The 25,966-nt window shown below is 69.0% G+C and carries 27 protein-coding genes; 11 read left to right on the top strand and 16 right to left on the bottom strand.

Going from position 1 to position 25,966, the window contains the following annotated elements:
- Positions 1-59 precede the first annotated feature (59 nt).
- Genes purB through C8P69_RS17330 form a run of 4 tightly spaced genes read left to right on the top strand, consistent with a single transcriptional unit; the run spans position 60 to position 2,641 of the window.
- Positions 60-1,367, top strand: a complete 1,308-nt coding sequence (purB, locus tag C8P69_RS17345; RefSeq protein WP_108178694.1) for an adenylosuccinate lyase — start codon at positions 60-62, stop codon at positions 1,365-1,367.
- Between the two features lie 51 nt (positions 1,368-1,418).
- Complete coding sequence (locus C8P69_RS17340) at positions 1,419-1,676, top strand: type II toxin-antitoxin system Phd/YefM family antitoxin (RefSeq protein WP_108178693.1); 258 nt, start codon at positions 1,419-1,421, stop codon at positions 1,674-1,676.
- Positions 1,673-2,083, top strand: coding sequence for a type II toxin-antitoxin system VapC family toxin (locus C8P69_RS17335; RefSeq protein WP_108178692.1), 411 nt, complete (start codon positions 1,673-1,675; stop codon positions 2,081-2,083). The genes C8P69_RS17340 and C8P69_RS17335 overlap by 4 nt, the downstream gene beginning before the upstream one ends.
- Before the next feature lie 3 nt (positions 2,084-2,086).
- Positions 2,087-2,641 (top strand): RBBP9/YdeN family alpha/beta hydrolase, encoded by a 555-nt coding sequence (locus C8P69_RS17330; RefSeq protein WP_108178691.1) that lies wholly within the window; start codon positions 2,087-2,089, stop codon positions 2,639-2,641.
- A gap of 38 nt (positions 2,642-2,679) precedes the next feature.
- Here the strand turns inward: C8P69_RS17330 and C8P69_RS23580 are convergent, their stop codons facing one another.
- Both C8P69_RS23580 and C8P69_RS17325 read right to left on the bottom strand, forming a co-directional pair.
- Complete coding sequence (locus C8P69_RS23580) at positions 2,680-2,967, bottom strand: hypothetical protein (protein ID WP_146167371.1); 288 nt, start codon at positions 2,965-2,967, stop codon at positions 2,680-2,682.
- Positions 2,968-3,110: 143 nt separating this feature from the next.
- Positions 3,111-3,890, bottom strand: a complete 780-nt coding sequence (locus C8P69_RS17325; RefSeq protein WP_108178690.1) for an HpcH/HpaI aldolase family protein — start codon at positions 3,888-3,890, stop codon at positions 3,111-3,113.
- A 191-nt stretch (positions 3,891-4,081) separates the two neighbouring features.
- Between C8P69_RS17325 and murI the strand changes: the two genes are divergently transcribed.
- Both murI and rpsD read left to right on the top strand, forming a co-directional pair.
- Entirely contained in the window at positions 4,082-4,948 is an 867-nt protein-coding gene (gene murI / locus C8P69_RS17320; RefSeq protein WP_425440767.1) for a glutamate racemase, read from the top strand.
- A gap of 293 nt (positions 4,949-5,241) precedes the next feature.
- The gene (gene rpsD / locus C8P69_RS17315; RefSeq protein ID WP_108178688.1) at positions 5,242-5,859 is read left to right on the top strand and encodes a 30S ribosomal protein S4; all 618 of its coding nucleotides are present in this window, start codon (positions 5,242-5,244) and stop codon (positions 5,857-5,859) included.
- A 233-nt stretch (positions 5,860-6,092) separates the two neighbouring features.
- Here rpsD and C8P69_RS17310 read toward each other — a convergent pair whose 3' ends face one another.
- From C8P69_RS17310 to purL, 5 genes are all read right to left on the bottom strand, one after another.
- A complete protein-coding gene (locus C8P69_RS17310) occupies positions 6,093-6,707 on the bottom strand; it encodes a glutathione S-transferase family protein (RefSeq protein ID WP_108178687.1) in 615 nt (204 codons plus the stop codon).
- Positions 6,708-6,818: 111 nt separating this feature from the next.
- On the bottom strand, positions 6,819-8,132 hold the full coding sequence (locus C8P69_RS17305) for a D-Ala-D-Ala carboxypeptidase family metallohydrolase (protein WP_146167370.1): 1,314 nt from the start codon (positions 8,130-8,132) through the stop codon (positions 6,819-6,821).
- Between the two features lie 197 nt (positions 8,133-8,329).
- Positions 8,330-8,671, bottom strand: coding sequence for a Grx4 family monothiol glutaredoxin (gene grxD / locus C8P69_RS17300; protein WP_108178685.1), 342 nt, complete (start codon positions 8,669-8,671; stop codon positions 8,330-8,332).
- Between the two features lie 173 nt (positions 8,672-8,844).
- Positions 8,845-9,078: a BolA family protein gene (locus C8P69_RS17295; RefSeq protein WP_108178684.1), complete on the bottom strand. Its 234-nt coding sequence runs from the start codon at positions 9,076-9,078 to the stop codon at positions 8,845-8,847.
- A gap of 14 nt (positions 9,079-9,092) precedes the next feature.
- Positions 9,093-11,303, bottom strand: coding sequence for a phosphoribosylformylglycinamidine synthase subunit PurL (purL, locus tag C8P69_RS17290; RefSeq protein WP_211353841.1), 2,211 nt, complete (start codon positions 11,301-11,303; stop codon positions 9,093-9,095).
- Positions 11,304-11,476: 173 nt separating this feature from the next.
- Between purL and C8P69_RS17285 the strand changes: the two genes are divergently transcribed.
- Positions 11,477-12,685 carry a vWA domain-containing protein gene (locus tag C8P69_RS17285; RefSeq protein ID WP_108178683.1) on the top strand — a complete coding sequence of 403 codons (1,209 nt, stop codon included), beginning with the start codon at positions 11,477-11,479 and terminating at the stop codon, positions 12,683-12,685.
- Positions 12,686-12,914: 229 nt separating this feature from the next.
- On the opposite strand, the gene purQ is transcribed toward C8P69_RS17285, so the two are convergent.
- From purQ to purC, 6 genes are all read right to left on the bottom strand, one after another.
- Positions 12,915-13,613: a phosphoribosylformylglycinamidine synthase subunit PurQ gene (gene purQ, locus C8P69_RS17280; protein ID WP_108178682.1), complete on the bottom strand. Its 699-nt coding sequence runs from the start codon at positions 13,611-13,613 to the stop codon at positions 12,915-12,917.
- Positions 13,614-13,662: 49 nt separating this feature from the next.
- A complete protein-coding gene (locus C8P69_RS17275) occupies positions 13,663-14,367 on the bottom strand; it encodes a hypothetical protein (RefSeq protein ID WP_108178681.1) in 705 nt (234 codons plus the stop codon).
- Positions 14,368-14,462: 95 nt separating this feature from the next.
- Positions 14,463-14,702 (bottom strand): phosphoribosylformylglycinamidine synthase subunit PurS, encoded by a 240-nt coding sequence (gene purS / locus C8P69_RS17270; RefSeq protein ID WP_108178680.1) that lies wholly within the window; start codon positions 14,700-14,702, stop codon positions 14,463-14,465.
- A gap of 106 nt (positions 14,703-14,808) precedes the next feature.
- On the bottom strand, positions 14,809-15,402 hold the full coding sequence (locus C8P69_RS17265; RefSeq protein ID WP_108178679.1) for a hypothetical protein: 594 nt from the start codon (positions 15,400-15,402) through the stop codon (positions 14,809-14,811).
- 88 nt (positions 15,403-15,490) lie between these two features.
- On the bottom strand, positions 15,491-16,177 hold the full coding sequence (locus tag C8P69_RS17260; protein ID WP_108178678.1) for a hypothetical protein: 687 nt from the start codon (positions 16,175-16,177) through the stop codon (positions 15,491-15,493).
- 7 nt (positions 16,178-16,184) lie between these two features.
- The gene (purC, locus tag C8P69_RS17255; protein WP_108178677.1) at positions 16,185-16,973 is read right to left on the bottom strand and encodes a phosphoribosylaminoimidazolesuccinocarboxamide synthase; all 789 of its coding nucleotides are present in this window, start codon (positions 16,971-16,973) and stop codon (positions 16,185-16,187) included.
- A gap of 294 nt (positions 16,974-17,267) precedes the next feature.
- Between purC and C8P69_RS17250 the strand changes: the two genes are divergently transcribed.
- Entirely contained in the window at positions 17,268-17,588 is a 321-nt protein-coding gene (locus C8P69_RS17250; RefSeq protein ID WP_108178676.1) for a DUF1476 domain-containing protein, read from the top strand.
- Between the two features lie 71 nt (positions 17,589-17,659).
- Here C8P69_RS17250 and C8P69_RS17245 read toward each other — a convergent pair whose 3' ends face one another.
- Positions 17,660-19,165, bottom strand: coding sequence for a flavin-containing monooxygenase (locus C8P69_RS17245; protein WP_245902105.1), 1,506 nt, complete (start codon positions 19,163-19,165; stop codon positions 17,660-17,662).
- Positions 19,166-19,342: 177 nt separating this feature from the next.
- On the opposite strand from C8P69_RS17245, the gene C8P69_RS17240 reads away from it, so the two are divergent.
- Entirely contained in the window at positions 19,343-20,245 is a 903-nt protein-coding gene (locus tag C8P69_RS17240) for a DMT family transporter (RefSeq protein ID WP_170118283.1), read from the top strand.
- A gap of 4 nt (positions 20,246-20,249) precedes the next feature.
- On the opposite strand, the gene C8P69_RS17235 is transcribed toward C8P69_RS17240, so the two are convergent.
- Complete coding sequence (locus C8P69_RS17235; RefSeq protein WP_108178674.1) at positions 20,250-21,557, bottom strand: TadE/TadG family type IV pilus assembly protein; 1,308 nt, start codon at positions 21,555-21,557, stop codon at positions 20,250-20,252.
- A gap of 139 nt (positions 21,558-21,696) precedes the next feature.
- Positions 21,697-22,932 (bottom strand): TrmJ/YjtD family RNA methyltransferase, encoded by a 1,236-nt coding sequence (locus C8P69_RS17230; protein WP_108178673.1) that lies wholly within the window; start codon positions 22,930-22,932, stop codon positions 21,697-21,699.
- Between the two features lie 134 nt (positions 22,933-23,066).
- On the opposite strand from C8P69_RS17230, the gene C8P69_RS17225 reads away from it, so the two are divergent.
- Positions 23,067-24,347 carry an MFS transporter gene (locus C8P69_RS17225; RefSeq protein WP_108178672.1) on the top strand — a complete coding sequence of 427 codons (1,281 nt, stop codon included), beginning with the start codon at positions 23,067-23,069 and terminating at the stop codon, positions 24,345-24,347.
- Positions 24,348-24,459: 112 nt separating this feature from the next.
- The gene (locus tag C8P69_RS17220; protein ID WP_108178671.1) at positions 24,460-25,965 is read left to right on the top strand and encodes a serine protease; all 1,506 of its coding nucleotides are present in this window, start codon (positions 24,460-24,462) and stop codon (positions 25,963-25,965) included.
- Position 25,966: the final 1 nt, after the last annotated feature.

Below are 25,966 nucleotides of genomic sequence, written 5' to 3'. Positions count from 1 at the left end.
CCGCCCGCGCCCGTCCCTGCTAAGCCGCGGGCGATTTTCCACCCGCCGAGGCCAGTCCCATGATCCCGCGCTATTCCCGCGCCGAAATGACCGCCATCTGGGACCCGCAGACCAAGTTCCGCATCTGGTTCGAGATCGAGGCCCATGCCTGCGACGCGCTCGCCGAGCTCGGCGTCATCCCGAAGGAATCCGCCGCCAACATCTGGGCCAAGGCCAAGGACGTGACCTTCGACGTCGCCCGCATCGACGCCATCGAGCGCGAGGTGAAGCACGACGTCATCGCCTTCCTGACCCACCTCGCCGAGTTCATCGGGCCGGACAGCCGCTTCGTCCACCAGGGCATGACCTCCTCCGACGTGCTCGACACCTGCTTCAACGTCCAGCTGGTGCGCGCCTCCGACCTGCTCATCGCCGATGTGAAGGCGCTGCTCGCCGCCCTCAAGCGCCGCGCCTTCGAGCACAAGATGACGCCGACCATCGGCCGCTCGCACGGCATCCATGCCGAACCGACCACCTTCGGCGTCAAGCTCGCCCAGGCCTATGCCGAGTTCGACCGCTGCCTTGCCCGCCTCGAGGCGGCCCGCGAGGAGATCCGCACCTGCGCCATTTCCGGCGCCGTCGGCACCTTCGCGCAGATCGACCCGCGGGTGGAGGAGCACGTGGCCAAGGCCATGGGGCTCAAGGTCGAGCCGGTCTCGACCCAGGTCATCCCGCGCGACCGCCACGCCATGTTCTTCGCGACGCTGGGCGTCGTCGCCTCGTCCATCGAGCGGCTGGCCACCGAGATCCGCCATCTCCAGCGCACCGAGGTGCTGGAAGCCGAGGAGTTCTTCTCGGAGGGCCAGAAGGGCTCGTCGGCCATGCCGCACAAGCGCAACCCGGTGCTGACCGAGAACCTCACCGGCCTTGCCCGCCTCGTTCGTGGCATGGCCATGCCGGCGATGGAGAACGTTGCCCTCTGGCACGAGCGCGACATCTCGCACTCCTCCGTCGAGCGCATGATCGGCCCCGACGCCACCGTCACCCTGGACTTCGCGCTGGTCCGCCTCACCGGCGTCATCGACAAGCTGCTGATCTATCCCGCCAACATGCAGAAGAACCTCGACCGGCTCGGCGGCCTCGTCCATTCGCAGCGCGTGCTGCTGGCGCTGACCCAGAAGGGCGTCAGCCGCGAGGATTCCTACCGGCTGGTCCAGCGCAATGCCATGCCGGTCTGGCGCGGCGAGGGCGAGTTCCTCACCCTGTTGAAGGCCGACCCCGAGGTGCGCGCGGCGCTCTCGGAAGCCGAGCTCGAGGAGAAGTTCGACCTCGGCTATCACCTCAAGCATGTCGACACGATCTTCCGCCGGGTTTTCGGGGAAGCGTGACGGGAACGGGTCTGCGTGATACTATCCAGCCTTGTTGGATAGAGGCGCGTCGTGACCATCGTCGGTATCTTCGAGGCGAAGCAGCGGCTGTCTGAACTCATCGACCGCGTCGAACGCGGCGAGGAGGTTCGCATCACCCGGAACGGCAGGCACGTCGTCAGGCTTGTGCCGGACCACGAAGAGACGAGCAATCCGGGGATCGGTGCCCTCCAGCGGATCCGTGCCCGTCTTGGCCAGCCTGGAGCGCTGAAGGGTGGCGCGGTCACAGTCGAAGAGGTTCTCGACTGGCGCGACGACGGTCGGCGATGACACCGATCGTTCTGGACGCCTCCTGCATGCTGGCGGCCTTCCTGCCCGATGAGATGATTGGCGGAGCGGCAGACATCGTCGAGGCGGCTCTGACGGCAGGGACCATCGTGCCGGCCATTTGGCGGCTCGAAGTCGTCAACGGGATGCTCCAGGCCCATCGTCGCGGCCGGTTTGATGCCGACGTGCTTCAAACGTTGCTGGGCGAGTTCGCCAAGATTGTGGTGACCATCGACCCGGACGGTGCATCCGCTCCATGGGGGCGCGTAGCGGACCTCGCCCGCAGGCACCATCTCTCGGCCTATGATGCCAGCTACCTGGAGTTGGCGCGCCGCCGCGGCCTTCCCCTAGCGACCCTCGATACCAAGCTGCGCCGGGCCGCCGGGCAGGAATCCGTGGAAGTTTTCTGACCCATGCGCACCGCCGACGCCGACATCCTCATCGTTCCCGGCTTCACCAATTCCGATGACGACCATTGGCAGTCGCGCTGGGAGGCGAAGCTGCCCACGGCGCGCCGCGTCCATCTCGGCGACTGGCACAAGCCGGAGAAGGCGCGCTGGGTGGACAATCTCGCCACCGCCGTTGCCTCCTGCACGCGGCCGGTGATCCTGGTCGGCCATTCGCTGGGCGTCGTCACCATCGCCCATGCGGCGCCGCTGTTTCCGCAAGGGGTGGTGCGCGGCGGCTTCCTCGTCGGCCTCCCCGACATCGAGGAACATGCCAACATCCCCGAGGTCGAGCGGCATTTCGCGCCGATCCCGCGCGATCCCCTGCCCTTCCCCTCGGTGCTGGTGGCGAGCCGCACCGACCCGCACTGCGACTACCGCCGCGCCGAAGACATCGGCTACGCCTGGGGCGCGGCGGTGGCCGATGCCGGCGATGCCGGCCATATCAACGCCGCCTCCGGCCACGGTCCCTGGCCGGAGGGGCTCATGCGCTTTGCGGGGTTCCTGAAAGCGCTGGGCTGAGGTTTAGGACATCTGTGAGAAGTCCCTAATAGGCTCACTCACCAGCGGGGGGTCCGCGTGCCCTGCTGTCCGGTGTAGGGATTCACATTCCCACGGGTGCCGTAGTTATCGTATTGGGTGGAGTTCGGGTTCGTCCGCTGATGCCCCGGCACAAAAGTCCCTTGATTGGTGATGTGCGGCTGCACCGTATGGCTGCTCGAATTCGAGCCTGACCCATACGTGTTTGAGCCATATCCGCCATACCCACGCTGCCCCGAACCATAGTATTGAGCAAACGAGGGGGTAGCAAAGACAACCAATAGACCGACGAAAACAGCCTTCTTCATATGATCCTCCCTATGCTTGAGGAATGAAGAAAGCGCACGCCATAGTATAAGTCAACACCGAAGAGCAACTATTGGGGGAGAGCGCATTTGCCAACGTGCGTTCTTGAGCAAAAGTAGGCCGCCCTCCCCTCGTGTTCAGGCCCTTACGCCCTCACCGCCTTCAGCGCCTGCTGCGCGCCGCCGCGCACCATCAGGCTGTCATTGATCAGCGTGATGAAGCCCCAGCCCTCGGCCGCCAGTTCCTTCGCCCGCTCCGGGCTCGGCGCGTAGCAGCCGGTGAGCTTGCCGGCCTTCTTCGCGGCGGCGAGGATCTTGGCGAAGGCGTCCTTCACCACCTGGTGGTTCGGATCGAGCTTCTCGCCCTTCAGCAGGGTGATGGAGAGGTCGGACGGCCCGGCGAAGACGCCGTCGATGCCCGGCACCGCGAGGATGTCGTCGACCGCGGCAAGCGCCGCCGTCGTCTCGATCATGGCGAGCGCCACGGTCATCTCGTTGGCCTGCCGCAGGTAGTCCTGCGGGTTCATGCCGATGAGCTGCTGGAAGCGGTTGCCGCCCCAGGAACGGTCGCCGAGAGGCGGGTACTTCACGGCCGAGGCAAATTTCTTCGCATCCGCCACCGAGTTGATCATCGGCGCAATGATGATCTCGGCGCCGACATCGAGGAGGCGGGCGCCGTCGCCGAAGGCGTCGAGGGCGATGCGCACGCCCGCCGGCTTGCCGGCATGGTTCACCGCGGAGATGCCGCGCATGGCCGAGAGCAGGTCCACCGAGGAATGCTGCATGTCGAAGGTGACAGCGTCGAAGCCCTCGCGCGCCACCAGATCGGCGAGCAGCGGCTCGGGCATGCTCATCCAGGCGGTGAACAGGCTCTCGCCGGCGCGCAGGCGGCGGGCGAGCTCGTAGGGCTTCGGCGGCTGGTGCATGTCATCCTCCCTCGGGTCCGGAGGCCTCGCGCCCCGGCTTTTGGCTAGTGATGGGACGCCCCGGCCCTGCCCGTCAACGCCGCCCCCCGCGCGGCAGCCTTGTGCGGCGGCAATGCCCGCAAGACTCGCGAAACCTTAACGCTTTGCCGCCAGACTTCCGCCGTCTCTCCGCGTGAAGGTGCGTGATGCGTATCGCCTTCGATCCCCTGGCCGGCATGAAACAGCCCCTGCCCTCCGCCGCCCCGCGCGGCGGCCGTGCCCCGACCATCCTGGTCTTCGATTCCGGCCTCGGCGGCCTCACCGTGCACCGCGATCTGGTGCGCGCCCGTCCCGACGCCCGCTTCGTCTATTGCGCTGACGACGCCGCCTTCCCCTATGGCGCGCTCTCCGAGGAGCATCTGGTCGCCCGCGTGCTGCAGGTCATGGAGCGGCTGGTGGCGGCCCACGCGCCGGACTGCATCGTGATTGCCTGCAACACCGCCTCCACCCTCGTGCTGCCGCATCTGCGCGCCCGCTTCACCGTGCCGGTGGTCGGCACCGTGCCGGCGGTGAAGCCGGCCTGCGAGACCTCGGTGAGCCGCCTCGTCAGCGTTCTGGCGACGCCGGGCACCGTGGCGCGCGACTACACCAGGGCGCTGGTGGCGGAATATCGCGGCGATTGCGCCGTGACGCTGGTCGGCTCGCCGCGCCTTGCGGGCCTCGCCGAGGCCACCATGCGCGGCGAACCGGCGGACCTTGCCGCCATCGCCGCCGAGATCGCCCCCTGCTTCGTCGATGTGGACGGCCGCCGCACCGACGCCGTGGTGCTCGCCTGCACCCATTATCCCCTGCTCGCCGACATCTTCGCGGAGATCGCGCCCTGGCCCGTCGCCTGGATCGACCCGGCCCCCGCCATCGCCCGGCGCGTCACGCAGATCCTCGGCCCCGCCCAGCCCGGCCATGTGCCGCCGCCCGCCACCGCCCTCCTCACCGGCGGGGCGGCGCTTGCCGGCCTTGCCACCGTCTTCGCCGGCTTCGGCCTCGGCGAGACGCGGGTGGAATCCCTGCCGCTTCATTGACATCGCAGGCCGTCGCGGCTAAGGACGCCGCTTCCTGACGGGTCGCTTCCGGGCGAGCCGGCGGGATTGCGCACCCGCGGCCGGTCCCTGTGACCGACCTGTCGTGTCTGCGGGCGCCAAAGGCAAGGACATGCGAACGCATGTCGCCTTTGGCCCGTCTCTCGCATTTTCGCCTCTCGAGGCGCGAAAATGCGAGATGGGACCCGGTCGGGAAATGCCGAGGCATTTCTCCCGACCGACCGGACAAGAGGAGGGCGCGTCTCCTATCGAACACGAACGACAAGGGACACGCGATGTCGAAGCGTCATAATGCCAAGTACAAGATCGATCGCCGTATGGGCGAGAACATCTGGGGTCGTCCGAAGAGCCCGGTGAACCGCCGCGAGTACGGCCCGGGCCAGCACGGCCAGCGCCGCAAGTCCAAGCTCTCCGACTTCGGCACCCAGCTGAAGGCCAAGCAGAAGCTGAAGGGCTACTACGGCAACATTTCCGAGAAGCAGTTCCGCGCCGTCTACACCGAGGCCGTCCGGGTGAAGGGCGACACCGGCGAGAACCTGATCGGCCTGCTGGAGCGCCGCCTCGACGCCGTCGTCTTCCGCGCCAAGTTCGTGCCGACGGTCTTCGCTGCCCGCCAGTTCGTCAACCACGGCCACGTGAAGGTCAACGGCCGCCGCGTCAACATCCCGTCCTACAAGGTGAAGGTCGGTGACGTGGTCGAGGTCAAGGAGACCTCCCGCCAGATGATCCTCTACATGGAGGCCATCCAGTCCGGCGAGCGTGACGTTCCTGACTACATCGAGGTCGATCACGGCAAGGGCGTTGCCAAGCTGTCGCGCGTTCCGACCCTCTCCGAGGTTCCTTACGCGACGCAGATGGAACCCTCGCTGGTCGTCGAGTTCTACTCGCGCTGATTTTCACCGCTTCGGCGGGACATGGAAAAGGCCGCCCCACCGGGCGGCCTTTTTGCTGTTGGGGCTAGTGCGACGGCGCCAAGGACACGATATCTGCGCAGGCACTGTCCTCTCCGTCATGCCCGGGCTTGTCCCGGGCATCCACGAATTCTCGCAGCGCAGTGGTCAAGTCGTGGATGCCCGGCACTAGGCCGGGCATGACGCGGTAGTGCGGGACGAAGACCCGATGGAGCTCACGGGCTCTCGCGATCGATCGGCCAATGCTTGAAGAGCTCCGTCGCCTCGCAGCGCGCGGCATGGGCCGCGAGCGCTGGGAAGGCATCGGGCGCCACCACGTCGGGGATGGTGAAGCGGATGAAGCCCCAGGCCACCGCCGCGCCGATGGCGCCGTGGGTCCAGGCCTCCGGCAAGGCCCGCCAGCGCTCGCCCGCCACCATGTCGACGGCGGCGAGCGCCTCCTGCAACTGGTCCGCGACGCGGTCGGCCCAGGGCGCATAGCGGATCGCCTCGGGGCGCTTGCGCTCATATTCGATGGCGATGGCCTTCTCGCAGGTGACGAGGGCGAGCGCCGTCGCCCTGAGGTCGGCGAGCCGGGCAGCAGGATCGGCCGGCCGGAGGCTTTTGCCCGCCACATCCTCCATGTGCTGGATGATGAGCTGCGATTCCATCAGCACCGTGCCGTCTTCGGCGACCAGCGACGGCGCCTTGATCAGCGGGTTGATGGCGCGGAAGCGGTCCATGTGCCGGAACACCGAGACCGACTGGTGGTCGAAGGGGATCCCCAGCGCCGTGCCGGCGATGGCCGCGCGGCGCACATAGGGACTGTCGAGCATTCCGACGAGCAGCATCAGGTCCTCCCGGGGGTGATGGACCGGGAGGGTGGCTGGATCGGCCGCAGGAGGCAAATTCACGGTTCTGATGGGCTGATCATCGCCGCGAATGGATCGGCGCGGGCGATGTCACCAGGACCGGCGCGGGCCGTTGTCGATGTGGAAGAGCCCGTTGCGGTAGCGCTTCACGCCGCCGAGGTCGGGGCGGCTCCTGAGGAACGCCAGGATTGCCGAGGGCTCGCCGGAGACACGGAAATCGGCGGCGCGGCAGTCCCGGTGATAGGAGCCCCGCCAGGCGTCGGTGCGCACGAACGTGCCGTTGCCGCGATGGGTGGAGCGCACGATGATCGGCCCGAAGCGCAGGGCGACGTCGTTGAGCGCGCGGCGCACGGGCGCCGGAAGACAGGTCAGCGGCACGCCGGGATCGGCCATGACGCGCTCGCCGGCAATGCCGAGGTTGCGATCGGTGCCGCGGGCGCCGGGCACGTAGCGCGGCCAGTCACGGGCGCCGCCATCCGGCGGCAGGGCGGCGAGGACCGGGCCGGTCGCCGGCGTCGGCCGCGTCTGGATGATGGCCTGCTGGGCGCCGGGCAGGCTTCCCGCCGGGGCAGCCGGCACGACGGTGGTGGTGGCGCTGCCCTGGGTGGTGAGGCTCACCGGCACGGAGCCGGCCGAGGCGAGCTGCGGAGCGGACACCGTGGCAGGGCCGGCCGAGACCGGGACGATGGTCGTGGCGCCCGGCCGCACGGTCGGCACCGGGGCGTGGAAGGCGACGGCGCGGGCCGGCAATTGCGGCTCGTTCGGACGGGCCTGCTGCGGCGCGGCAGCGGCGATGGCCTCGATGCCGGTCTGCGGCTGGGGCTGCGGGCGCTGGTAGGCGCCGGGGATGATGATGCGGCTGCGATCCTCGTCCTGCGGCCACTCATCCATCGAGGGGCGGAGCAGCGGCGGCGCCTCGGCCGTGGCGGCCGGCGGCGGGGCGCTGGCGACAGGCGGCTGCGCGGCCAGCGCGGGAGCGGACATGGCCGGAGCCGACATGGCCGGAGCGGACATGGCCGGCGCCATGCCCGCGGCGACGGCGGCAGGCGCGCTGGCCTGGGTGATGACGGCGCGGGGCGCAGCATCCGGGCGCGGCAGCGGCAGCGGCGCCGTCATGGTCGGAGCCACGGCGACGGCGGGGGCCGCGACAGCGCCGGGAACCGAACCGCCCCGCGGCGGGGTCGCCTGCCGCGGCAGGGGCGCGATGAAGGTGGGCGACAGGAGGTTCAGCGGCTGGCCACCGCCGGTGGTGCCGGCCGGGGCCGAGCCGGCCTGGAAGCCGAGGCTCTGCTGGGCAAGGCAGGGGGTGGACGCGGCGACGAGGGCACCGATGGCGGCGGCCCGCAGCGGCTGGCGGGACGCAAGGACAAGCGCGGCGCGCAATCGTCGGACGGCTCTGGTCATGCGGGGCGACGCGGTCCCGTGGCTTGCGGCCGCCGCGCGGGCGGCCATGGGCTGGCCCGAAGGCCGGGGCAACGCGGCACATGCCGCGCAATGAACGGGGGCCCCTATCGGTGCCCCGCTGCCTTATGCCTCTCGCAGCCGATCATGGCAACTTCCGGGCAGGATGTCGCAGGTCCGCCCGGCGCGGAGGGAAGGGATCAGGCCGTGGCCTCGCGGACCGGCACGCCCTTCTCCTTCATCAGCTGAACGAGCTCGCCCGACTGGAACATCTCGCGGGTGATGTCGCAGCCGCCAACGAACTCGCCCTTGACGTAGAGCTGCGGGATGGTCGGCCAGTTCGAATAGTCCTTGATGCCCTGGCGGATCTCGTCGGAGTCGAGGACGTTCACGCCTTTGAACGGCACGCCGAGATAGTCGAGGATCTGGACGACCTGGCCGGAGAACCCGCACATCGGGAACTGCGCGGTGCCCTTCATGAAGAGCACGACGTCATTGGCCTTCACCTCGGCGTCGATCTTGTCGTGGGCGGGATTGGTCATGGCACTCTCTCGCTGGAGCGGGCTCGCTGAGACCCGGATATGCGTCAGGTGGGCATTGATCGCGCTTCGGTCGAGTCCTTGCAAGCGTGTTTTCGACGCATGCCGTCACGGCGCGAATCGCAAGGCCGCCGGACAAGCGGCTCCGTGCCGGTGTCGGGCCCTGCCGGGCGCCCTCAGGCCGGGGCGCTAGTGGTCAGCGCCAGGGCGTGCAGAACGCCGCCCATCTTGCCCTTGAGCGCGGCATAGACGAGCTGGTGCTGCTGGACGCGCGACTTGCCGCGGAAGGCCTCGGAGACGACGGTCGCGGCATAGTGGTCGCCGTCGCCCGCCAGATCCTTGATCTCGACGGTGGCGTCGGGAAGCGCTTCCTTGATCATCCGCTCGATATCGGCAGCGGCCATGGGCATGGCTGGGTCTCTCCTCAGGCCGCGCGGGACATGTAGGCCGGCAGCCACGACTCGAAGGCTTGCCTCAAGTCCTTCACCACTATGGGTTCCTCGCCGGGGAGGGTCAACGCAGGCCCGCCCGTCTCGCCAAGGCGGGTGAGCTCGATGCCGGCGCCGGCAGCGCGGCTCGCCAGCGTCTCGACATCGGCCTCGCGCACCACCAGTACGTAGCGGCCCTGGTCCTCGCCGAACCAGAAGCCATGGGCCGGCACGTCATGCGATAGCGTCTCGACCGTGATGCCCTGGCCCGACGCCATGGCCATCTCGGCCAGCGCGACGGCAAGACCGCCATCGGAAATGTCGTGGCAGGCCGTCAGCAGGCCCTCGCCCGCGAGAGCGCGGACGAACTCGCCGTGGCGGCGCTCGGCGGTGAGGTCGACGGGGGGCGGTGCGCCCTCCTCCCGGCCGCAGATGTCGCGCAGATAGACCGACTGGCCAAGCCAGCCCGTGGTCGCGCCGAGCAGGAAGACCTGCTCGCCCGCGCTCTTCGGCGCGATGGTGACGCTGGTGGCGAAATCGTCGAGCACGCCGACGCCGCCGATGGTCGGGGTCGGCAGGATCGCCCGGCCCTGCGTCTCGTTGTAGAGCGACACGTTGCCGGACACGACGGGGAAGTCGAGCTCGCGGCAGGCCTCGCCGATGCCGCGGATGCAGCCGACGAGCTGGCCCATGATCTCCGGCCGCTCGGGATTGCCGAAATTGAGATTGTCGGTGATGGCGAGCGGCCGCGCGCCGACCGCCGACAGGTTGCGATAGGTCTCGGCCACGGCCTGCTTGCCGCCCTCGACCGGATCGGCCTCGCAATAGCGGGGCGTGACATCGCAGGTCATGGCGAGGCCCTTCGGGCCGTTCTCGACGCGGATGACGGCGGCATCACCGCCGGGGCGCTGCACGGTGTTGCCGAGGATGATCGAGTCGTACTGCTCGTAGACCCAGCGCTTCGACGACAGGTCCGGCGTGGCGATGAGCTTCAGCAGCGCGTCGCGGTTCGACAGCGGCGGCGTCACGGAGGCGGCCTCGATCACCGGCTTCTTCGGGGTGGGCACATGCGGCCGGTCATAGAGCGGCGCCTCGTCGCCGAGCTCCTTGATGGGCAGGTCGGCCATGACCTCGCCCTTCAGCTTGATGCGGAAGCGCAGGTCATCGGTGGTGTGGCCGATGACGGCGAAGTCGAGGCCCCATTTGCGGAAGATGGCCTTGGCCTCCTCTTCCTTCTCGGGCTTCAGCACCATGAGCATGCGTTCCTGGCTCTCCGACAGCATCATCTCATAGGCCGTCATGCCGGCCTCGCGGGTCGGCACGTTTTCAAGGTGCAGCTCGACGCCGAGGTCGCCCTTGGCCCCCATCTCCACCGCCGAGCAGGTCAGTCCCGCCGCACCCATGTCCTGGATGGCGATGACGCAGTCCTTCTCCATGATCTCGAGGCAGGCCTCGAGCAGCAGCTTCTCGGCGAAGGGATCGCCGACCTGCACGGTCGGGCGCTTCTCCTCGGCGCCCTCGCCGAACTCGGCCGAGGCCATGGTGGCGCCGTGGATGCCGTCGCGGCCGGTCTTGGAGCCGAGATAGACGATGGGCATGCCGACGCCGGTCGCCTTGGCGTAGAAGATGCCGTCGGTGCGGGCGAGGCCGACCGCCATGGCGTTGACCAGGCAATTGCCGTCATACCGCGTGTGGAAGCCGACGAGGCCTCCGACGGTCGGCACGCCGAAGGAATTGCCGTAGCCGCCGACGCCGGCGACGACGCCCGCGACGAGGTGGCGGGTCTTCGGATGCTCGGGATCGCCGAAGCGCAGGGCGTTCAGCGCCGCGATCGGCCGCGCGCCCATGGTGAAGACGTCGCGCAGGATGCCGCCGACGCCCGTCGCCGCGCCCTGATAGGGCTCGATATAGGACGGGTGATTGTGGCTCTCCATCTTGAAGACGGCGGCGAGCCCGTCGCCGATGTCGATCACGCCGGCATTCTCGCCCGGGCCCTGGATGACCCAGGGCGCCTTGGTCGGCAGCGTCTTCAGATGGAGGCGGCTCGACTTGTAGGAGCAGTGCTCGTTCCACATGGCCGAGAAGATGCCGAGCTCGGTGATGGTCGGCTCGCGGCCGATCAGCTCCAGGATCCGCTGGTATTCATCCGGCTTCAGGCCGTGGCTGGCGACCAGTTCGGGGGTGATCTTCGGTTCGTTGGGGATCATGCCGTCGTCCGTCCCGCGGGCCAGTCCGTGAAGCGTTGCACTTAGCCCCCGCGCCCCCGTTTCGCAACGGCGAAAGGCAGTTTCCCGCAGCGAGACCCCAGTCTCGGCACGCCGCTTGAAGCCTTGAGGGCGAGGACGCCGCCGGACGGGGCGGACGTCCGGGAGCGGCACAGATGACGACGAAGGTGTCTCGATTCGGGTCCGATACCCGCGGCAACGTGGCCATGCTCTTCGCCATGGCGGCCCTGCCTCTGTTCGGCATGATCGGCGCGGCGGTGGACTATACCCGCGCCTCCCGCACCACCGCCCAGATCCAGGCGGCGCTGGATGCGGCCTCCCTGGCGGTGGCCAAGGATTCGCGCCGCTTGTCCGACGCCGCCCTGCAGGATGCGGCCAACAAGGCCTTCGCCGGCAATTTCACCAGCCCCGCGGACCTCAGCCTCGGCACCCTTCAGGTCCTGCGGACCGGCAACACGATCCGGCTCGCCGTGGACGGCAGCCTCAAGACCACCATTGCCGCCACCATGGGCGTCAGCACCATGCCCATCGGCGTGGCCTCGCAGGCCTCGTGGAACGAGCCGAAGATCGAGATCACCCTCGTCCTCGACAATACCGGGTCGATGGGCTGGAGCGGCAAGATGGCGGCGCTAAAGACCGCCGCGCTCGACCTCATCGCCGATCTCGAGGCGAATCGCGTGTCCTCCGACCAGGTGAAGATCGCCGTCGTTCCCTTCGACACCCAGGTGAACATCGGCACCGGCTATCGCAACGAGTCCTGGATCCGCTTCGACGGCACCGCCATCGCGACCTCGCTCGTCACCACGCGCACCGACTGGACCGGCTGCCTCACCGACCGTGACCAGCCCGCCGACACAACCGATGTCGCGCCGACCTCCGACCCGACCCGCTATCGCGCCGCCAAATGCGCCACCGGCCTGCTCGCCGCCGTGCAGCCGCTCTCGACCAATTTCACCCTGGCGCGGGCGACCATCGCCGCCATGCAGCCGGCGGGCAACACCAACATCACCATCGGCCTGCAGACGGGCCTCGCGGTCGCCTCCCCCGGCGCGCCCTTCGCCCAGAGCGAAACGACCCCGGACGTGCTGCGCTACATGATCCTGCTGACCGATGGCGACAACACCCAGAACCGCTGGACAGGCACCACCTCGTCCATCGACGCCCGCACGGCGCTCGCCTGCAATGCGGTGAAGGCCGCGGGCGTGACGCTGTTCACGGTGCGCGTCATCGAGGGCAATGCGGCGCTGCTGCGCGCCTGCGCCACCGACCCGTCCATGTATTTCAACGTGACGAACTCGGGCGGCATCGGTGACGCCTTCAAGGCGATCACCAGCATGATCAAGCGGATGCGGCTGTCAGCGTGATGGGTCTCGTGGCCCCTCACCCTTCCCTCTCCCCGCTCGCGGGGAGAGGGGGACTTCGACGTCGAGGGTGATCTGGGCCGAACAGCCAGGCTCAACCGTTGTCGGATGAACCGGAACGCTGTTGCCCCCTCTCCCCGCGAGCGGGGAGAGGGAAGGGTGAGGGGCAAGGCAACCCGGTCGCGTCCGGAAAAAGGGCGCTTCAGGCCGGGACCGCGCGGCCCCCACCGGCTCACGCCGTCTGCAGCGCCTCGGCGAGGCTCTCGAAGAGGCCGCGGCCGTCGGTTGGGCCGATGGCCGGGTCCACGTGGTTCTCGGGGTGGGGCATCATGCCGAGCACGCGCCGGTTCTCCGAGACGATGCCGGCGATGGCATTGGTGGCGCCGTTGATATTGGCCCCCGCCGTCACCTGGCCGGCGGCGTCGCAATAGCGGAAGACCACCCGGCCCTCGCCCTCGAGCTTTGCCACCGTCTCGGCATCGGCGATGAAATTGCCCTCTCCATGCGCCACCGGCACCTCGATCACCGCGCCCGCATTGTAGCGGCGGGTGAAGGGCGTATCCGAGCGCTCGACCTTGAGGTGGACGTTGCGGGCGATGAACTTGAGCTGCGCATTGCGCATCAGCACGCCCGGCAACAGCCCCGCCTCGCAGAGGATCTGGAAGCCGTTGCAGACGCCGAGCACCAGGCCGCCGCGCGCCGCATGGGCACGCACCGCGTCCATCACGGTCGCCCGCGCCGCGATGGCGCCGCAGCGCAGGTAATCGCCATAGGAGAAGCCGCCGGGCAGGACGACGAGGTCGGTGCCGGCGGGCAGGTCGCGGTCGCCATGCCAGACCAGGGCAGGCTTCTGGCCCGAGGTCAGCTCCAGCGCATAGGCGATGTCACGCTCGCGGTTCGACCCGGGAAAGACGATGACGGCGGCTTTCATGATGAGGCTCCTGGGGCAAGCCTCCTGCTAGCCGACTGATCGCCCGAGGTCAAAGTCGCTGAGGCGCCGCGGGCGGTGTGGGGGCGGGCGCGGCGGGCGTCGCGGGAACCGTGGTCTCCACCACCGTGCCGGTATCCACCCGCGGCCCTTCGCGGATGTCGATCCGCTCCAGGATGAGGTCCCGGTTGCGGCGGGCGAACTCCCGGTCGGTCGAATAGGACTGGACCGAAATCATCATGCCGCCGGCAAAAGCAAAGCCGCCGAACTGGTGCACCGTCCTGCCGCCATTGGCGGCGCGGCGTTCGATCTCCATGACGATGCCCGGCTGGCCCTTGAGGGTCGCGACATTGCTGGACACCACGCGGCTTGCCGCAGCCGAGGGATTGGCCGAGGCGATGAGCTGGTTCAATTCGTTCTGGCTGGGGATCTGCTCGGTGGCGATGCGCTTCAGCGCCTCGCGATCGGGCGCGCGGGGGGCACCGGGCGTCATCACCACCACGGCAAAGGCCGGCTCGGCGCAGGCAGCCGGGCGGCAGACATGGAGGGTGGCGCGCTGGGGTGGGCGGTTGGCGAGACGCAACACCCCGCCCCGCATGGCCCACTTGTCCGGATCGATCGGGCGTTCGGCAATGCGCACCGCCCCCGGGGCGATGGGAGCATTGGGATCCACGGCGCGATATCCACTGCGCGACGCGGTCTGCGAACAGCCGGCGAGCGCGGCGGCAGCGATGGCGAGAATGATGACGCGGACCACGGAAGCCCCCTGATGCGAACAGGTGGTTTCTTCGTACAATTACCTACGGCCGTCCATCCGCCCTGCGACGATCGCCCGTCGATGTGACGGAAAAATCACACGAATTCTATCCGGTAATTCTCGACCACCGTATTGGCCAGCAGCTTCTCGCAGGCCGCCTTGATCGCGGCCTCGGCGGCGGCGCGGTCCATGTCGGCGATCTCGAGGTCGAAGACCTTGCCCTGGCGCACCGAGCCGATGCCCTCCACGCCGAGGCTTTTCAGCGCGCCCTCGATCGCCTTGCCCTGCGGATCGAGAACGCCGGTCTTCAGCGTGACGGTGACGCGGGCCTTCATCGGGCGCTCCTCGGCGGGTTCGGATGGGGGTCCGTCTAGACCGCCGCGCCGCCGCGATCAATGGAGGAATGGGCGTCTCGCGGCCGAAACGCCCTCTTTCCCCGCCTCAGGGGTTGCGGCGGGGCTCGGCGGGACGCGCCGGCTGGCCGGCCGGGGCCGCCGGCGGCGTGGTGGCGCTGCGCGGCGCGGCGAGCAGCACGGGCAGGAAGGTCGCGATATTGGCGCGCGCGGCGGCCTCCGTCCCGGCGGTGGAGACGATGGAGAGGTGCCGGTCGCCATCGGCGACGAGGCTGGTGGCGAGGAACTGGCGCGGACCGTTCGCGGCGACGAGCGCCTTCACCGCGGTGAGCACCTTGGCGCTGCCGCGGGTCGATTCGGCGACCTCGATGATCTCGACGGCCGAGAGGCGGCCATTGCTCTGCTCGACCATGCGGCGGTTCAGGCCCTCCTGCCGCTCGCGGTAGACGGCGACGGTCGGCACGGGCGCCACGGCCTGGCCGCGATAGCTCACCGTGGAGCCGGCGGCGCAGGTGCCACCCGGCTTGCAGCGGTAGAAGATCGTGCCGGTCTGCGCGACCTGCCGCTCCCAGCCATCGACATTCACGACGGCGGCCTGGGGCGCCTCCTGGGCGAGGGCGAGCGGCGCGGGGCCGAGGGAGGCGGCGGCAAGGCCGAAGGCAAGGACGAGGCGGCGAATCATGGGGCACCTGGGGGCGGGACGACACGCCCTCATCGCACCGGAACATTTCCGTTTGACGGCGAGGGGCGGGCGAAAAGGCGGCGGGGCGTCAGAGATTGGCGTCGGCGACGGCCCGTGCGGTGGCCTGCACCGGCCCTGCCCGCTCACCGATGACGAGCACCAGCTTCACCGATCCCCCGCGCGGCCGGGCGAGCACGGCAGCATGGGCCGGACGGGCATCGCTTCGGCCCGCGGCAGCCCGGCGCATCTCCAGCGTGAAGCCACGAAGATCGCGGTGACGGAAGCCGGCGGTGCGGGCCGTGACGCGCAGGGGAATGCGGCGGGCGGCGGTCGCCCGCGGCACGCCGCGCTGCGCCTGCGTGACCAGCGCGATGCGGCGGCGGTTGCCCTCGATGACCCGGGTCGCCAGCCCGCGCGGATCATTGAGGCTGCGCAGGAGGGTGCGCGCCTCGGCGCCCCGCGCCTCGATCACCGCCACCGCCACCTTTTGCGAGCAGGACGGGTCGGCGCAGGCGCCGACCGAGACCGGGGTCACCGTATCGCGGGTGATCCAGCCATTGGCCGGCACGAAGATCCAGGGCGTGTCAGCGGCAGGCGCCGCGGCGACATCGGGGCGGACGGCGACGCCATCGACCGCGACAGGCACATAGGCGCAGGAGGCGAGCATGACGGTCGCCACGACGGCGACAAAGCCGGCCCGCAGGAGCGCAAAGACCTCGCCCGCGGCGGTGCCGCGGGGCGAGACAGGAGCATCAGCGGTGCCGCCAGGGCGCACGGCGCCCTTACTGGACGAGAACCGGGCCGGTCGGGCGCTCGTTCTCGCCCATGACGCCGAGGCGGCGGGCGACTTCCGTGTAGGCCTCGATCAGCCCGCCGAGATCCTTGCGGAACCGGTCCTTGTCCATCTTGTCGTTGGACCGGATGTCCCACAACCGGCACGAATCCGGCGAGATCTCGTCGGCGACGACGATCCGCATGATGTCGTTCTCCCAGAGGCGGCCGCATTCCATCTTGAAGTCGATGAGGCGGATGCCGGCGCCGAGGAACAGGCCGGAGAGGAAATCATTGACGCGGATGGCGAGCGCGATGATGTCGTCGATCTCCTGGGGCGTCGCCCAGCCGAAGGCGGTGATGTGCTCTTCGGAGACCAGCGGGTCGTTCAGCGCGTCGTTCTTGTAATAGAACTCGATGATCGAGCGCGGCAACTGGGTGCCCTCCTCGATGCCGAGGCGGGTCGACAGCGAGCCGGCGGCGACGTTGCGCACCACCACCTCGAGCGGGATGATCTCCACCTCGCGGATGAGCTGCTCGCGCATGTTCAGCCGGCGGATGAAATGCGTCGGCACGCCGATGTCGTTCAGCTTGGAGAACAGATACTCGGAGATGCGGTTGTTGAGCACGCCCTTGCCGTCGATGACCTCGTGCTTCTTGGCGTTGAACGCCGTGGCATCGTCCTTGAAGTGCTGGATGAGGGTTCCCGGTTCCGGGCCTTCATAGAGAACCTTGGCCTTGCCTTCATAAATGCGGCGACGGCGGCTCATAGGGACATACCGTGTCTTGAGGAAATCCATCTCTCACCAGGTTTCCGGTTTGCCGGTCTCCGGCGACGAAGCATTGGGCGCGCGACCCGCAGAATCGGGCGCGCTGACGCCTTTGCCCGCCTTGCCTTCCTATCCGATCGTTCGCCATTGCACAATGAATCGGTGCAGGACGCGCCCGGATGGGACGGCAAAGCGGCGTGATGCGACGCCAAGGCTCTCGCCAAGGTGGGGATCGGACGACTATATGCAAGGCCGGCGGGGACGACCCCTTCCCGGCGGATCGGCGATCCGCCATGCTGATGACAGACGAGCCAGGAGCCACCGATGAGCACCTTCGACCAGCGCCAGGAAGGCTTCGAAAAGAAGTTCGCCCATGACGAGGAGCTGCGGTTCAAGGCCACCGCCCGCCGCAACAAGCTGCTCGGCCTCTGGGCTGCGGAGCTCCTGGGCAAGACCGGCGCCGACGCCGAGACCTATGCCAAGTCCGTCGTCATGTCGGATTTCGAGGAGGCGGGCGACGACGACGTGTTCCGTAAGGTGAAGGCCGACCTCGACGCCGCCAATGCCGGCCAGTCCGAGCACCAGATTCGCCGCACCATGGACGAGCTGATGGCCACCGCCATCGCCCAGATCCAGGCCGGCTGAGCTTTCCGACTCTCGGAGACATCAAGGCCGCCGGGCTCATGTCCGGCGGCCTTCGTCATTCCGGGGACCCGTCAGGTGTATCGGAAGGCCGGATCGTCGAGGTCGATGGCCGGAAAGGCGTCCTTGTCGGCCCAGTAGTTCTGGCTGTGCCGCCAGGCCTCGCCCGGGCCCGTCTTCGGCAGGCGGTCGAGGTCGCGCAGGAGATAGCCCGGGTTGAAGTCCTCCGGGTCGGTCCACGGCCCGCGGGCTCCCGCATCGCCCTCGGCCAGTACCGGCTCGACGACATCCGCGCCCCGCGCCGCCATGTGCGGCAGGAGGCGGCAGACGAGATCGGCGACGAGATCGGTACGCAGCGTCCAGCTGGCGCGGAAATAGCCGAAGACCCAGACGAGGTTCGGCACGCCCGTGAACATCGTCCCCCGCCAGGTCACGGTCTCGGCAAAGTCGATGGGCACGCCGTCGCGGCTGAAGGGGATGTCGCCCATGACGCTGAGGCGGAAGCCGGTGGCGGTGGCGACGATGTCGGCGTCGATCTCCTCGCCCGACCGCAGCCTGATCCCGCCTGGGGTGAACCGCTCGATCTCGCCGGTGACGACCGAGGCCTCGCCACGGCGGATGGCGTGGAACAGGTCGGCGTCCGGCACGAAGGCGATGCGCTGGCGCCAGGGCCGGTAGCGCGGGGTGAAATGGGTCTCGACGTCGTAGTCAGGCCCGAGAATGGCGCGGATGGCGCCGATCAGCTCGGCCTTCACGCGCTCCGGCTGCTCATAGGTCTGCCGGGTGAAGGCGTCCTGGTCGAAGAGGATCTTCCGCCGGACGATCTCGTGGATCCAGCTTTCGTCGACCTGCAACTGGCGCAGCGTCTCGGCAAGCTCGATGGCGTTGCGCCCGGTGCGGAAATAGGTGGGCGAGCGCTGCAGCATGGTGACATGGGCCGAGCGCCCGGCGAGCGCCGGGACCAGCGTCGCCGCTGTTGCGCCCGAGCCGATGACCACGACCCGCTTGCCCGTGGTGTCGAGATCCTCCGGCCAGCTCTGCGGATGGACGATGGTGCCGGCGAAATCGGCCATGCCCGGCCAGTCCGGCACATGGCCGGCATCGTGGCGATAATAGCCCTGGCACATCCACAGGAAGCGCGTCGCGATCCGCCGCGTGGCGCCCGTTGCGCGCTCGCGCACCGTCACGGTCCAGCGGCGATCGGCCTCCGACCAGTCCGCCGCCAGCACCTGGCGGCCATAGCGGATGAATCGGTCGAGGCCGTTCTCGGCGATGATGCCCTCGAGATAGGCCTTGATCTCGGCCGCCGTGGCGATGGGCGGCCCGGTCCAGGGCTTGAAGCTGTAGCCGAAGGTGTGCAGGTCGCTGTCGGAGCGGATGCCGGGAAAGCGATGGGTGCGCCAGGTGCCGCCGAAGCCGTCCTGCGCCTCCAGCACGGCGAAGGTCAGGTGCGGCAGCCTCTTCGACAGGTGATAGGCGCTGCCGATGCCGGACATGCCGGCACCGACGATCAGCACGTCGAGGATCTCGTCGGGCGCCGACGCGGGCACGCTCATCTCGGGAAGGGCCGTCGCGTCCATGGGCGTGCCACCTCGCGGGTACCGGGGAGGAAGCCTATCGGTCGCCCGTGACGGGTCAACATCGGCGGAACGGCGGGGGCCGTCGCGCCCCTGCCCTGCTGTCAGTCGGGTTGCCGACGTGCAGCCCCCCGGGCCATGACCATCCTCCGCGCCCGATGGCGCAAGGCGACCCGTCCCATGGCCGAGACCCGACCCGCAGCCCCCGCCTCCCGCGACGCCCTCATGGGGCTCGCCTGCGGCGCCGGCGCGGCGCTGATCTGGGGCATCCAGGCGGTCGTCTCGCGCCGTTCCGTGGGGGACGGCCTCGGGCCCGTCGACGTGACGCTGCTGCGCTTCCTCACCGCCGCGGCGGTGCTGATCCCCTTCGGGCTGATGCGGCTGAAGCCCTTCCCCGTCGGCCGGCTCGGCTGGAAGCGCTCGCTCGTCCTCACCCTCTTCGCCGGCGCGCCCTTCTCGACCGTGCTCGTCGGCGGCTCGACCTTCGCGCCCGCCCTGCACACGGCAGTCATCGCGCCGAGCCTCATTCCCGTGGTGACGGCGCTCATCGCCTATGCCGCCTATCGCGAGACGAGCCCGCCCGCGCGCATTCTCGGCCTCGTGCTCATCGTCACGGGCATCGCCCTTGTCGCCGGCCAGGGGCTCATTGCCGGGGCCTCGGACGGCGCCTGGCGCGGCGACCTGCTCTTCGTCCTCGCCTCGACCATGTGGGCGATCTTCGGCATCCTCGCCAAGCGCTGGCAGGCGGATGCGCTCGACATCACCATCACCCTGTCGATCCTGTCGCTGGCGGTGCTGCCGCTCCTCGCGCTGGCCGTGCCGCTGAAGATCGCCTCGGCGGGGATGGGCGCCATCGCGCTGCAGGCGATCTACCAGGGCCTGCTGGTCGGCATCGCCTCGGTCTTCCTCTATGCCACGGCCAACCAGCGGCTGGGCGCAGCCCGCGCCTCGCTCTTCCTGCCGCTGGTGCCGGCCATCACGGCGGTCGCGAGCGCCATCCTGCTGGGCGAATGGCCCTCGGCCTCCGAGCTCATCGGCATGGCGGTGGTCATGACCGGCATGACCATCGCCATCCGGGCGTGACGCCTCACTGGGTCAGGCGGGCGGTGGCGACGGCCTTCTGGAACAGCGCCGTCATGGCCGTGGAGATGCCCTGCGTCGGGCTCACCTCGAAATAGAGGCCCGGCGAGGCGCAGCTCTGCATCTTCGTGCCGATGGTCGGCTGGAACGGCGCGATCCAGTTCCGGTACCAGTCATTGTCCAGCGGCAGATAGGTCGTGTAGAGCACGGCAATGCGGATGCCGCGGGCCTTGATGGCTTCGCAGACAGCCGGATTGAGCGGCTCCTGGCAGCGGCCGCCGCTCGCCGTCGGGCGGGTGCAGGTCGAGGAATAGTTGGCGTCGGTCACGCCGTCGGCCACCAGCATCAGCACCTTCTGGGGCGCCCCGGAGGTCGAGCCGTCACCGGGCGTGGCGATGAGCTGGTTGATGGCCGTGAGGTTGCCGGTGTTATCGGTGCACTGGTCGTTGTTGTAGTTCTGCTTGGGGATCGTCATCAGGTCGATGGCATTGGCCTTCGCCTTGGCGTTGGACAGGTTCGCCGTCAGCGCCGAGATCTGCGTCAGGCCGATGGTCGTGCAGGATTCCCCATAGGTGTAGATGGCCGAGCGGAACTGGCCGCTGACGACCTGGGCGGTCTGCGCCGTGTCCATGAGCTGCTGGGTCGCCTGCCGCACCACGTCGATGCGCATGGTGACGTTCAGCTTCTTCGCCAGCTTGTAATAGTTGCCGGACGGATCGGAGAGGTCGTGGCAGGCGAAGCCGCACTTGTCCGGGGTGTTCGCCATCATCGTGGAGATGTCGGCATTGGTGGCGCCGATGCCCATGGACGGCGAATTGTCGAGCAGCAGGTAGAAGTCGATATAGGTCGGCAGGTTCGACGAGGCCTTGGCCGTGCCGCCGATCTGCATGGTGTTGAAGCCGAACAGGCCCATGAAGGCGGTCTGGACGCTGGCCGTGTAGGTGACCGTCGCGGTCCGCACCAGGCCATTGTCGACGACGGTGATGTCGAGGCTGGTCAGAGTCACCCGCGACATGGCGTCGTTGTTGGCGTTGAAGGAGGCGATGGCATTGGCCTTCGCCACGGTGGCCGTCGGCAGGCTGGCGGAAATCTTCACGCCAGTGAGCGCCGCCATGTCGGCGACGCCGTCGAGCTTGGCCTTGGCGCGCGAGGTGAAGGTGTAGTCGACGGCCGAACCGACCACGCCGAGCAGCGGCGGCAGGGCGACGGCGAAGAGAATGGCGACGCCGCCCGACCGGGAGGCGCGAAAGCGCCCGGCGAACCCGACCACGCGACCGAAAAGGCCGGCGACTGTGCTGGCAACAGGACCCAACATCGCAAAAACTCCATCGACTTAAACGGAGTCTTGCGCCGATCAGGGCTGATGATTGGTAAAACGAAACCGCCAAAAGCGGTTGCAACGGTGTTCAGGCCCTCTTTGCAACGCAGAGTTACAATCGAGGGTGAACGGTTCCTTAGCGCGACGGGGGCGGCAGCACCGCGAGGCGCGCCCGCAGGTCCTCGAGCGCTGCCGGCGGATCGGCCTCCACCACCCGCGCCTCCATGATGATGATGCGATAGCCGCGCTCGGCGAGCCAGACACGCTTCTCCTCGCGCCGGCCGGCGGCCGCATCGCCCTGCGTGTGCGGCTCGAAATCGACGACCACCCGCTCGTCGAAGGAGACGAGGTCGGCGACATGCGGGCCGATCGGCACCGCCCGCTTGAAGCCGCGGCCGGCAAAGCCCCGGTCCTTCACCAGCACCTCCCACAGCGCCTTCTCGGCCTCGGTGGGATTGCGGCGGATGAGGCGGGAAATGCCGCGGATGGGCGCGGTGCCGCCGGTGAGGCCGCGGGTGGAATCGGCGAGGAAGTTGCGCAGCGCCTCCGCCCCGTCCGGGGTGAGCGTACCGCCGCGGGCCGGCCCCTGCGCACCCTCGGCAAGCGCCGTGACGACGCCGTGCAGCGTCGCCACGTCCTGCCGGGTCAGCGCCATGCGCTGGAAGATGTTGCGCAGGTTGATGACCATGCCCTCGCGCTTCTCCGGCGGGCGGAAGAACTCCACCCGGTGGAGGGAGGTCTCCAGCGAACGGAAGAAGGCCAGCATCTGCGCCTTGGTGGCCGGTTCCGAGCCATGCGGCGCGCCATAGGGCAGCACGCCGCCGCGCGCCTGGGTGAACCATTCATAGCCGAGCACCAGGACGGCCTGGGCGAGGTTCAGCGAGGAGAAATCCGGGTTCACCGGATAGGTGAGGATGGCATCGGCCAGCGCCACCTCGCCATTGAGAAGGCCATTGCGCTCGCGGCCGAAGATCACCCCGACCTCGGCGCCGCCGCCGATGCGCGTCACCAGTTCGCCGACCGCCTCGCGCGGGCCGAGCACGGGCTTGGCCTGGTCGTGCTGGCGGGCGGTGGTGGCGAGCACATAGGTCAGGTCGCCGATTGCCTCCTCCAGCGTATCGAAGAGCTCGGCCTCGTCGAGCACCCGGTTCGCGCCCGAGGCGGCCGGATAGGCCTTGGCATTGGGCCAGCCGTCGCGGGGGGCGACGAGGCGCAGCCGCGACAGGCCGAAATTCGCCATGGCCCGGGCGGTCGTGCCGATATTCTCCGCCATCTGCGGCTCGACGAGGACGACGACGGGCGTCGCGGCGGGCGCGGGCGGCAGGGTCACGGCGGGATCGGGCTCGTCAGTGGTGGAGGCAGGCGGCCTCATAGCCGCAAAGCTGTCCGGCCCGCAAATGAACCTCGCCAATGACCTTCGAGGGAATTGGCCTCAGGCAGGCCCCGGGCCATGATGCCGACGGTGCCCGCCAAGGACAGAACATCACGGGCGCCGGGGAGAGACCCATGCGCCTGCCCTTCTATTACGGCTGGGTCATCGTCGCGGTGACCTTCGTCACCATGGGCATCGGCGTCAACGCCCGCACCTCCTTCTCCCTGCTCTATGCGCCGATCATCGACGAGTTCGGCTGGGACCGCGGCCTCACCGCCGGCGCCTTCTCCTTCGGCTTCCTCGTCTCGGCCGTGCTCTCGCCGCTCATGGGCAAGCTCATGGACCGCACCGGCCCGCGCACGGTCATGGAGCTCGGCGTGATGCTCATGGGCGCGGGGCTGCTGCTCGCCCCGCTCACCTCGCAGCCCTGGCACCTCTACCTCACCATCGGCGTCCTCGTCGGCTCGGGCTCCGTCTGCCTCGGCTATTCTGGCCAGTCCCTGTTCCTGCCCAACTGGTTCGTCCGCAACCGCGGCCTTGCCATCGGCATGGCCTTCGCCGGCGTCGGCCTCGGCTCGGTGACGCTGCTGCCCTGGGTGCAGACCATGATCGACGGCGCCGGTTGGCGTCAGGCGAGCCTTGCCATGGGCATCCTGATCCTTGTCGTCCTCGCGCCGCTGAACCTGCTCCTGCGCAAGCGCCCGCAGGATATGGGCCTCGAGCCGGACGGCGACGCGCGGCCGCTCGCCGGCGCCACCCCGCCGCCCTCCAACATCATCGACACGGCCTGGGCAGCCACCGACTGGACGCTCGCCCGGGCGCTCAGGACAGCCCGGTTCTGGTGGCTGTCGCTTGGCTATTTCGGCGGGCTCTATGTCTGGTACGCCGTGCAGGTCCACCAGACCAAGTATCTCGTCGAGATCGGCTTCGGCTCGACGGCCGCGGCCTGGGCCCTCGGCATCGTCAGCCTGCTCGGCGTGCCCGGCGGCATTGCGCTCGGCGCGCTCTCCGACCGCATCGGCCGCGAATGGATCTGGACCATCGCGGTCGGCGGCTTCGCCCTCTGCTTCGTCGCCCTGGTGGCGCTGGAGAGCGCCCCCTCCCTCGTCCTCGTCTATGCCATGGTCGCGGTGCAGGGCTTCTTCGGCTACGGCCTCACCTCGATCATGGGCGCCGTGGTGGCCGAGATCTTCCAGGGCCGGCATTTCGGCACGATCTTCGGCACGGTCATGTTCGTGGCGCTTTCAGGCGGCGCCGCCGGGCCCTATGTCACCGGCCTCATCCACGACCTCACCGGCAGCTACCGCCTCGCCTTCCTCATCGGCATCGCGGTGAGCCTTGCCTCCGCCGCCGCCATCTGGATGGCCGGGCCGCGGCAGATCCGCGCCGTGGCGGGGCGTGTGAAGCCGGCGTGAGACAAGGAAGAACCCAGTACCGCAGCGCGTCCCGGTTGTGGACGGCAGGATTTCCCCTTGTCTTCCCGCAGGGAACTTTCGAATAATCGTGGCCTCTGGGACGGGGCGCGACATGATCCGGCACATCCAACGCATCGCGGCCGTGGTGGGCTTGCTTCTCGGGCTTGCGGCCCTGCCTGCGCAGGCCAACGAGGAGGCCATCCGCTTCTATGGCGGCATGGACCTCTCGGCGCGGATCGGCCTGCAGCGCTCCCTCATCTGGGTGAATACCTTCCCCGCCATCGCCGACGGCAACATCACCCCGCGCACCATCAACGCCATTCGGGAATACCAGGCCCGGCTCGGCCGGCCGCAGACCGGCATCCTGCGCGCCGATGAGCTCGACCGCCTGCTCGCCGACGCCAAGCGGGTGCGGGACGGGGTCGGCTATCGGACGCTGCGCGATGATGCCACCGGCACCGTCGTCGGCGTGCCCGCCAACCTCATCGCCACGACCGAACGCGTGCGCCGCGGCACCCGCCTGCGCTCGCCGAACGGCGACATCGACATCGTCACCATGGAGATCCCGCGGGCCGAGCGCAGCCTTGGCGAGCACTACGACATGACGCTGCGCAACCGGCCGCCGGCGCACTACAAGGTCTTCCGCGGCAACTGGTTCGTCATCGCCGGCGCCGAAGCCTCGGGGCGCTCCTACTACGTCCGGATGCACGACACCGGCGGCGCGCTGCGCGGGTTCGCCATCAGCTACGATCCCATGCTGACGCCGATCCTCGGGCCGGTGGTCTCCGCCATGTCGAGCGACTTCCGTCCCGACGCCAACGGCATGAGCGTGGCGGAATCCCAGGCCGATGTCGGTAACCTGCGCAGCCGGCAGGCCTCGCTGCCGCCGAGCCAGAACCTGCAGCCCCTGCCTCCGGTAGCCTCCGAACCGCAGCCGGCGGCGCCCGCGGGCACCCCGTCCGGCGTCGGCGGCCCGTCCGAACCGATCCGTCAGGGCCTGTCGACGGGCACCGGCTTCCTCGTCAGCTCTTCCGGCTATTTTCTGACCAACGCCCATGGGGTGACGGACTGCGCCTCGATCGCCATCGGCGTCTTCGGTCCGGCCCGCCTCGTCGATGCCGATGCCACCAACGACATTGCGCTGCTCCAGGTCGGAGCCGTCGTGCCGGCAACGCCGCTCACCTTCGCGCCACGCTCGCCGACCATCGGCGAGGAGATCATTGCCCTCGGGTTCCCGCTGCAGAACATCCTGGCCAATGGCCTCAACATGACCCGCGGCGATGTGTCGGCGCTGGCGGGGATCGGCGGCGACACGCGCTTCCTGCAGATCAGCGCAGCGGTCCAGCCGGGCAATTCCGGCGGCCCGCTGCTCGATCGCTCCGGCCGCCTCGTCGGCATCGTCACCGGCAAGCTCAACGCCACGCGGGTGGCGCGCTCCACGGGCGACATTCCGCAATCCGTGAACTTCGCCATCCGCTCGGAACTGGCGGAGCTCTTCCTGCGCCGCCATGGGATCGCCTTCACCGTGGCCTCCACCGAGGGAGCCAAGCGCGAGGCGGCGGAGATCGTCGCCGCGACCAAGGACGCCGTCCACCAGGTCGCCTGCATCAAGAAGTGAC

The sequence above is a fragment of the Phreatobacter oligotrophus genome (genome assembly GCF_003046185.1).
Classification (GTDB): domain Bacteria; phylum Pseudomonadota; class Alphaproteobacteria; order Rhizobiales; family Phreatobacteraceae; genus Phreatobacter; species Phreatobacter oligotrophus.
The sequence above is the reverse complement of the archived record's forward strand: the minus strand, read 5'-3'. Positions and strand labels throughout refer to the sequence as shown.

What these genes read in the sequence shown, in the direction of transcription:
- C8P69_RS17250 (WP_108178676.1), top strand. Translation starts at nt 17,268, where the DNA reads ATGAGCACCTTCGACCAGCGCCAGGAAGGCTTCGAAAAGAAGTTCGCC.
- C8P69_RS17245 (WP_245902105.1), bottom strand. Translation starts at nt 19,165, where the DNA reads ATGGACGCGACGGCCCTTCCCGAGATGAGCGTGCCCGCGTCGGCGCCC.
- C8P69_RS17225 (WP_108178672.1), top strand. Translation starts at nt 23,067, where the DNA reads ATGCGCCTGCCCTTCTATTACGGCTGGGTCATCGTCGCGGTGACCTTC.
- C8P69_RS23580 (WP_146167371.1), bottom strand. Translation starts at nt 2,967, where the DNA reads ATGAAGAAGGCTGTTTTCGTCGGTCTATTGGTTGTCTTTGCTACCCCC.
- C8P69_RS17335 (WP_108178692.1), top strand. Translation starts at nt 1,673, where the DNA reads ATGACACCGATCGTTCTGGACGCCTCCTGCATGCTGGCGGCCTTCCTG.
- C8P69_RS17230 (WP_108178673.1), bottom strand. Translation starts at nt 22,932, where the DNA reads ATGAGGCCGCCTGCCTCCACCACTGACGAGCCCGATCCCGCCGTGACC.
- purC (WP_108178677.1), bottom strand. Translation starts at nt 16,973, where the DNA reads ATGGATTTCCTCAAGACACGGTATGTCCCTATGAGCCGCCGTCGCCGC.
- purL (WP_211353841.1), bottom strand. Translation starts at nt 11,303, where the DNA reads ATGATCCCCAACGAACCGAAGATCACCCCCGAACTGGTCGCCAGCCAC.
- C8P69_RS17310 (WP_108178687.1), bottom strand. Translation starts at nt 6,707, where the DNA reads ATGCTGCTCGTCGGAATGCTCGACAGTCCCTATGTGCGCCGCGCGGCC.
- C8P69_RS17265 (WP_108178679.1), bottom strand. Translation starts at nt 15,402, where the DNA reads ATGATTCGCCGCCTCGTCCTTGCCTTCGGCCTTGCCGCCGCCTCCCTC.
- purB (WP_108178694.1), top strand. Translation starts at nt 60, where the DNA reads ATGATCCCGCGCTATTCCCGCGCCGAAATGACCGCCATCTGGGACCCG.
- C8P69_RS17325 (WP_108178690.1), bottom strand. Translation starts at nt 3,890, where the DNA reads ATGCACCAGCCGCCGAAGCCCTACGAGCTCGCCCGCCGCCTGCGCGCC.
- C8P69_RS17285 (WP_108178683.1), top strand. Translation starts at nt 11,477, where the DNA reads ATGACGACGAAGGTGTCTCGATTCGGGTCCGATACCCGCGGCAACGTG.
- C8P69_RS17330 (WP_108178691.1), top strand. Translation starts at nt 2,087, where the DNA reads ATGCGCACCGCCGACGCCGACATCCTCATCGTTCCCGGCTTCACCAAT.
- C8P69_RS17305 (WP_146167370.1), bottom strand. Translation starts at nt 8,132, where the DNA reads ATGACCAGAGCCGTCCGACGATTGCGCGCCGCGCTTGTCCTTGCGTCC.
- rpsD (WP_108178688.1), top strand. Translation starts at nt 5,242, where the DNA reads ATGTCGAAGCGTCATAATGCCAAGTACAAGATCGATCGCCGTATGGGC.
- C8P69_RS17240 (WP_170118283.1), top strand. Translation starts at nt 19,343, where the DNA reads ATGGCCGAGACCCGACCCGCAGCCCCCGCCTCCCGCGACGCCCTCATG.
- purQ (WP_108178682.1), bottom strand. Translation starts at nt 13,613, where the DNA reads ATGAAAGCCGCCGTCATCGTCTTTCCCGGGTCGAACCGCGAGCGTGAC.
- C8P69_RS17220 (WP_108178671.1), top strand. Translation starts at nt 24,460, where the DNA reads ATGATCCGGCACATCCAACGCATCGCGGCCGTGGTGGGCTTGCTTCTC.
- purS (WP_108178680.1), bottom strand. Translation starts at nt 14,702, where the DNA reads ATGAAGGCCCGCGTCACCGTCACGCTGAAGACCGGCGTTCTCGATCCG.
- C8P69_RS17295 (WP_108178684.1), bottom strand. Translation starts at nt 9,078, where the DNA reads ATGCCCATGGCCGCTGCCGATATCGAGCGGATGATCAAGGAAGCGCTT.
- C8P69_RS17235 (WP_108178674.1), bottom strand. Translation starts at nt 21,557, where the DNA reads ATGTTGGGTCCTGTTGCCAGCACAGTCGCCGGCCTTTTCGGTCGCGTG.
- grxD (WP_108178685.1), bottom strand. Translation starts at nt 8,671, where the DNA reads ATGACCAATCCCGCCCACGACAAGATCGACGCCGAGGTGAAGGCCAAT.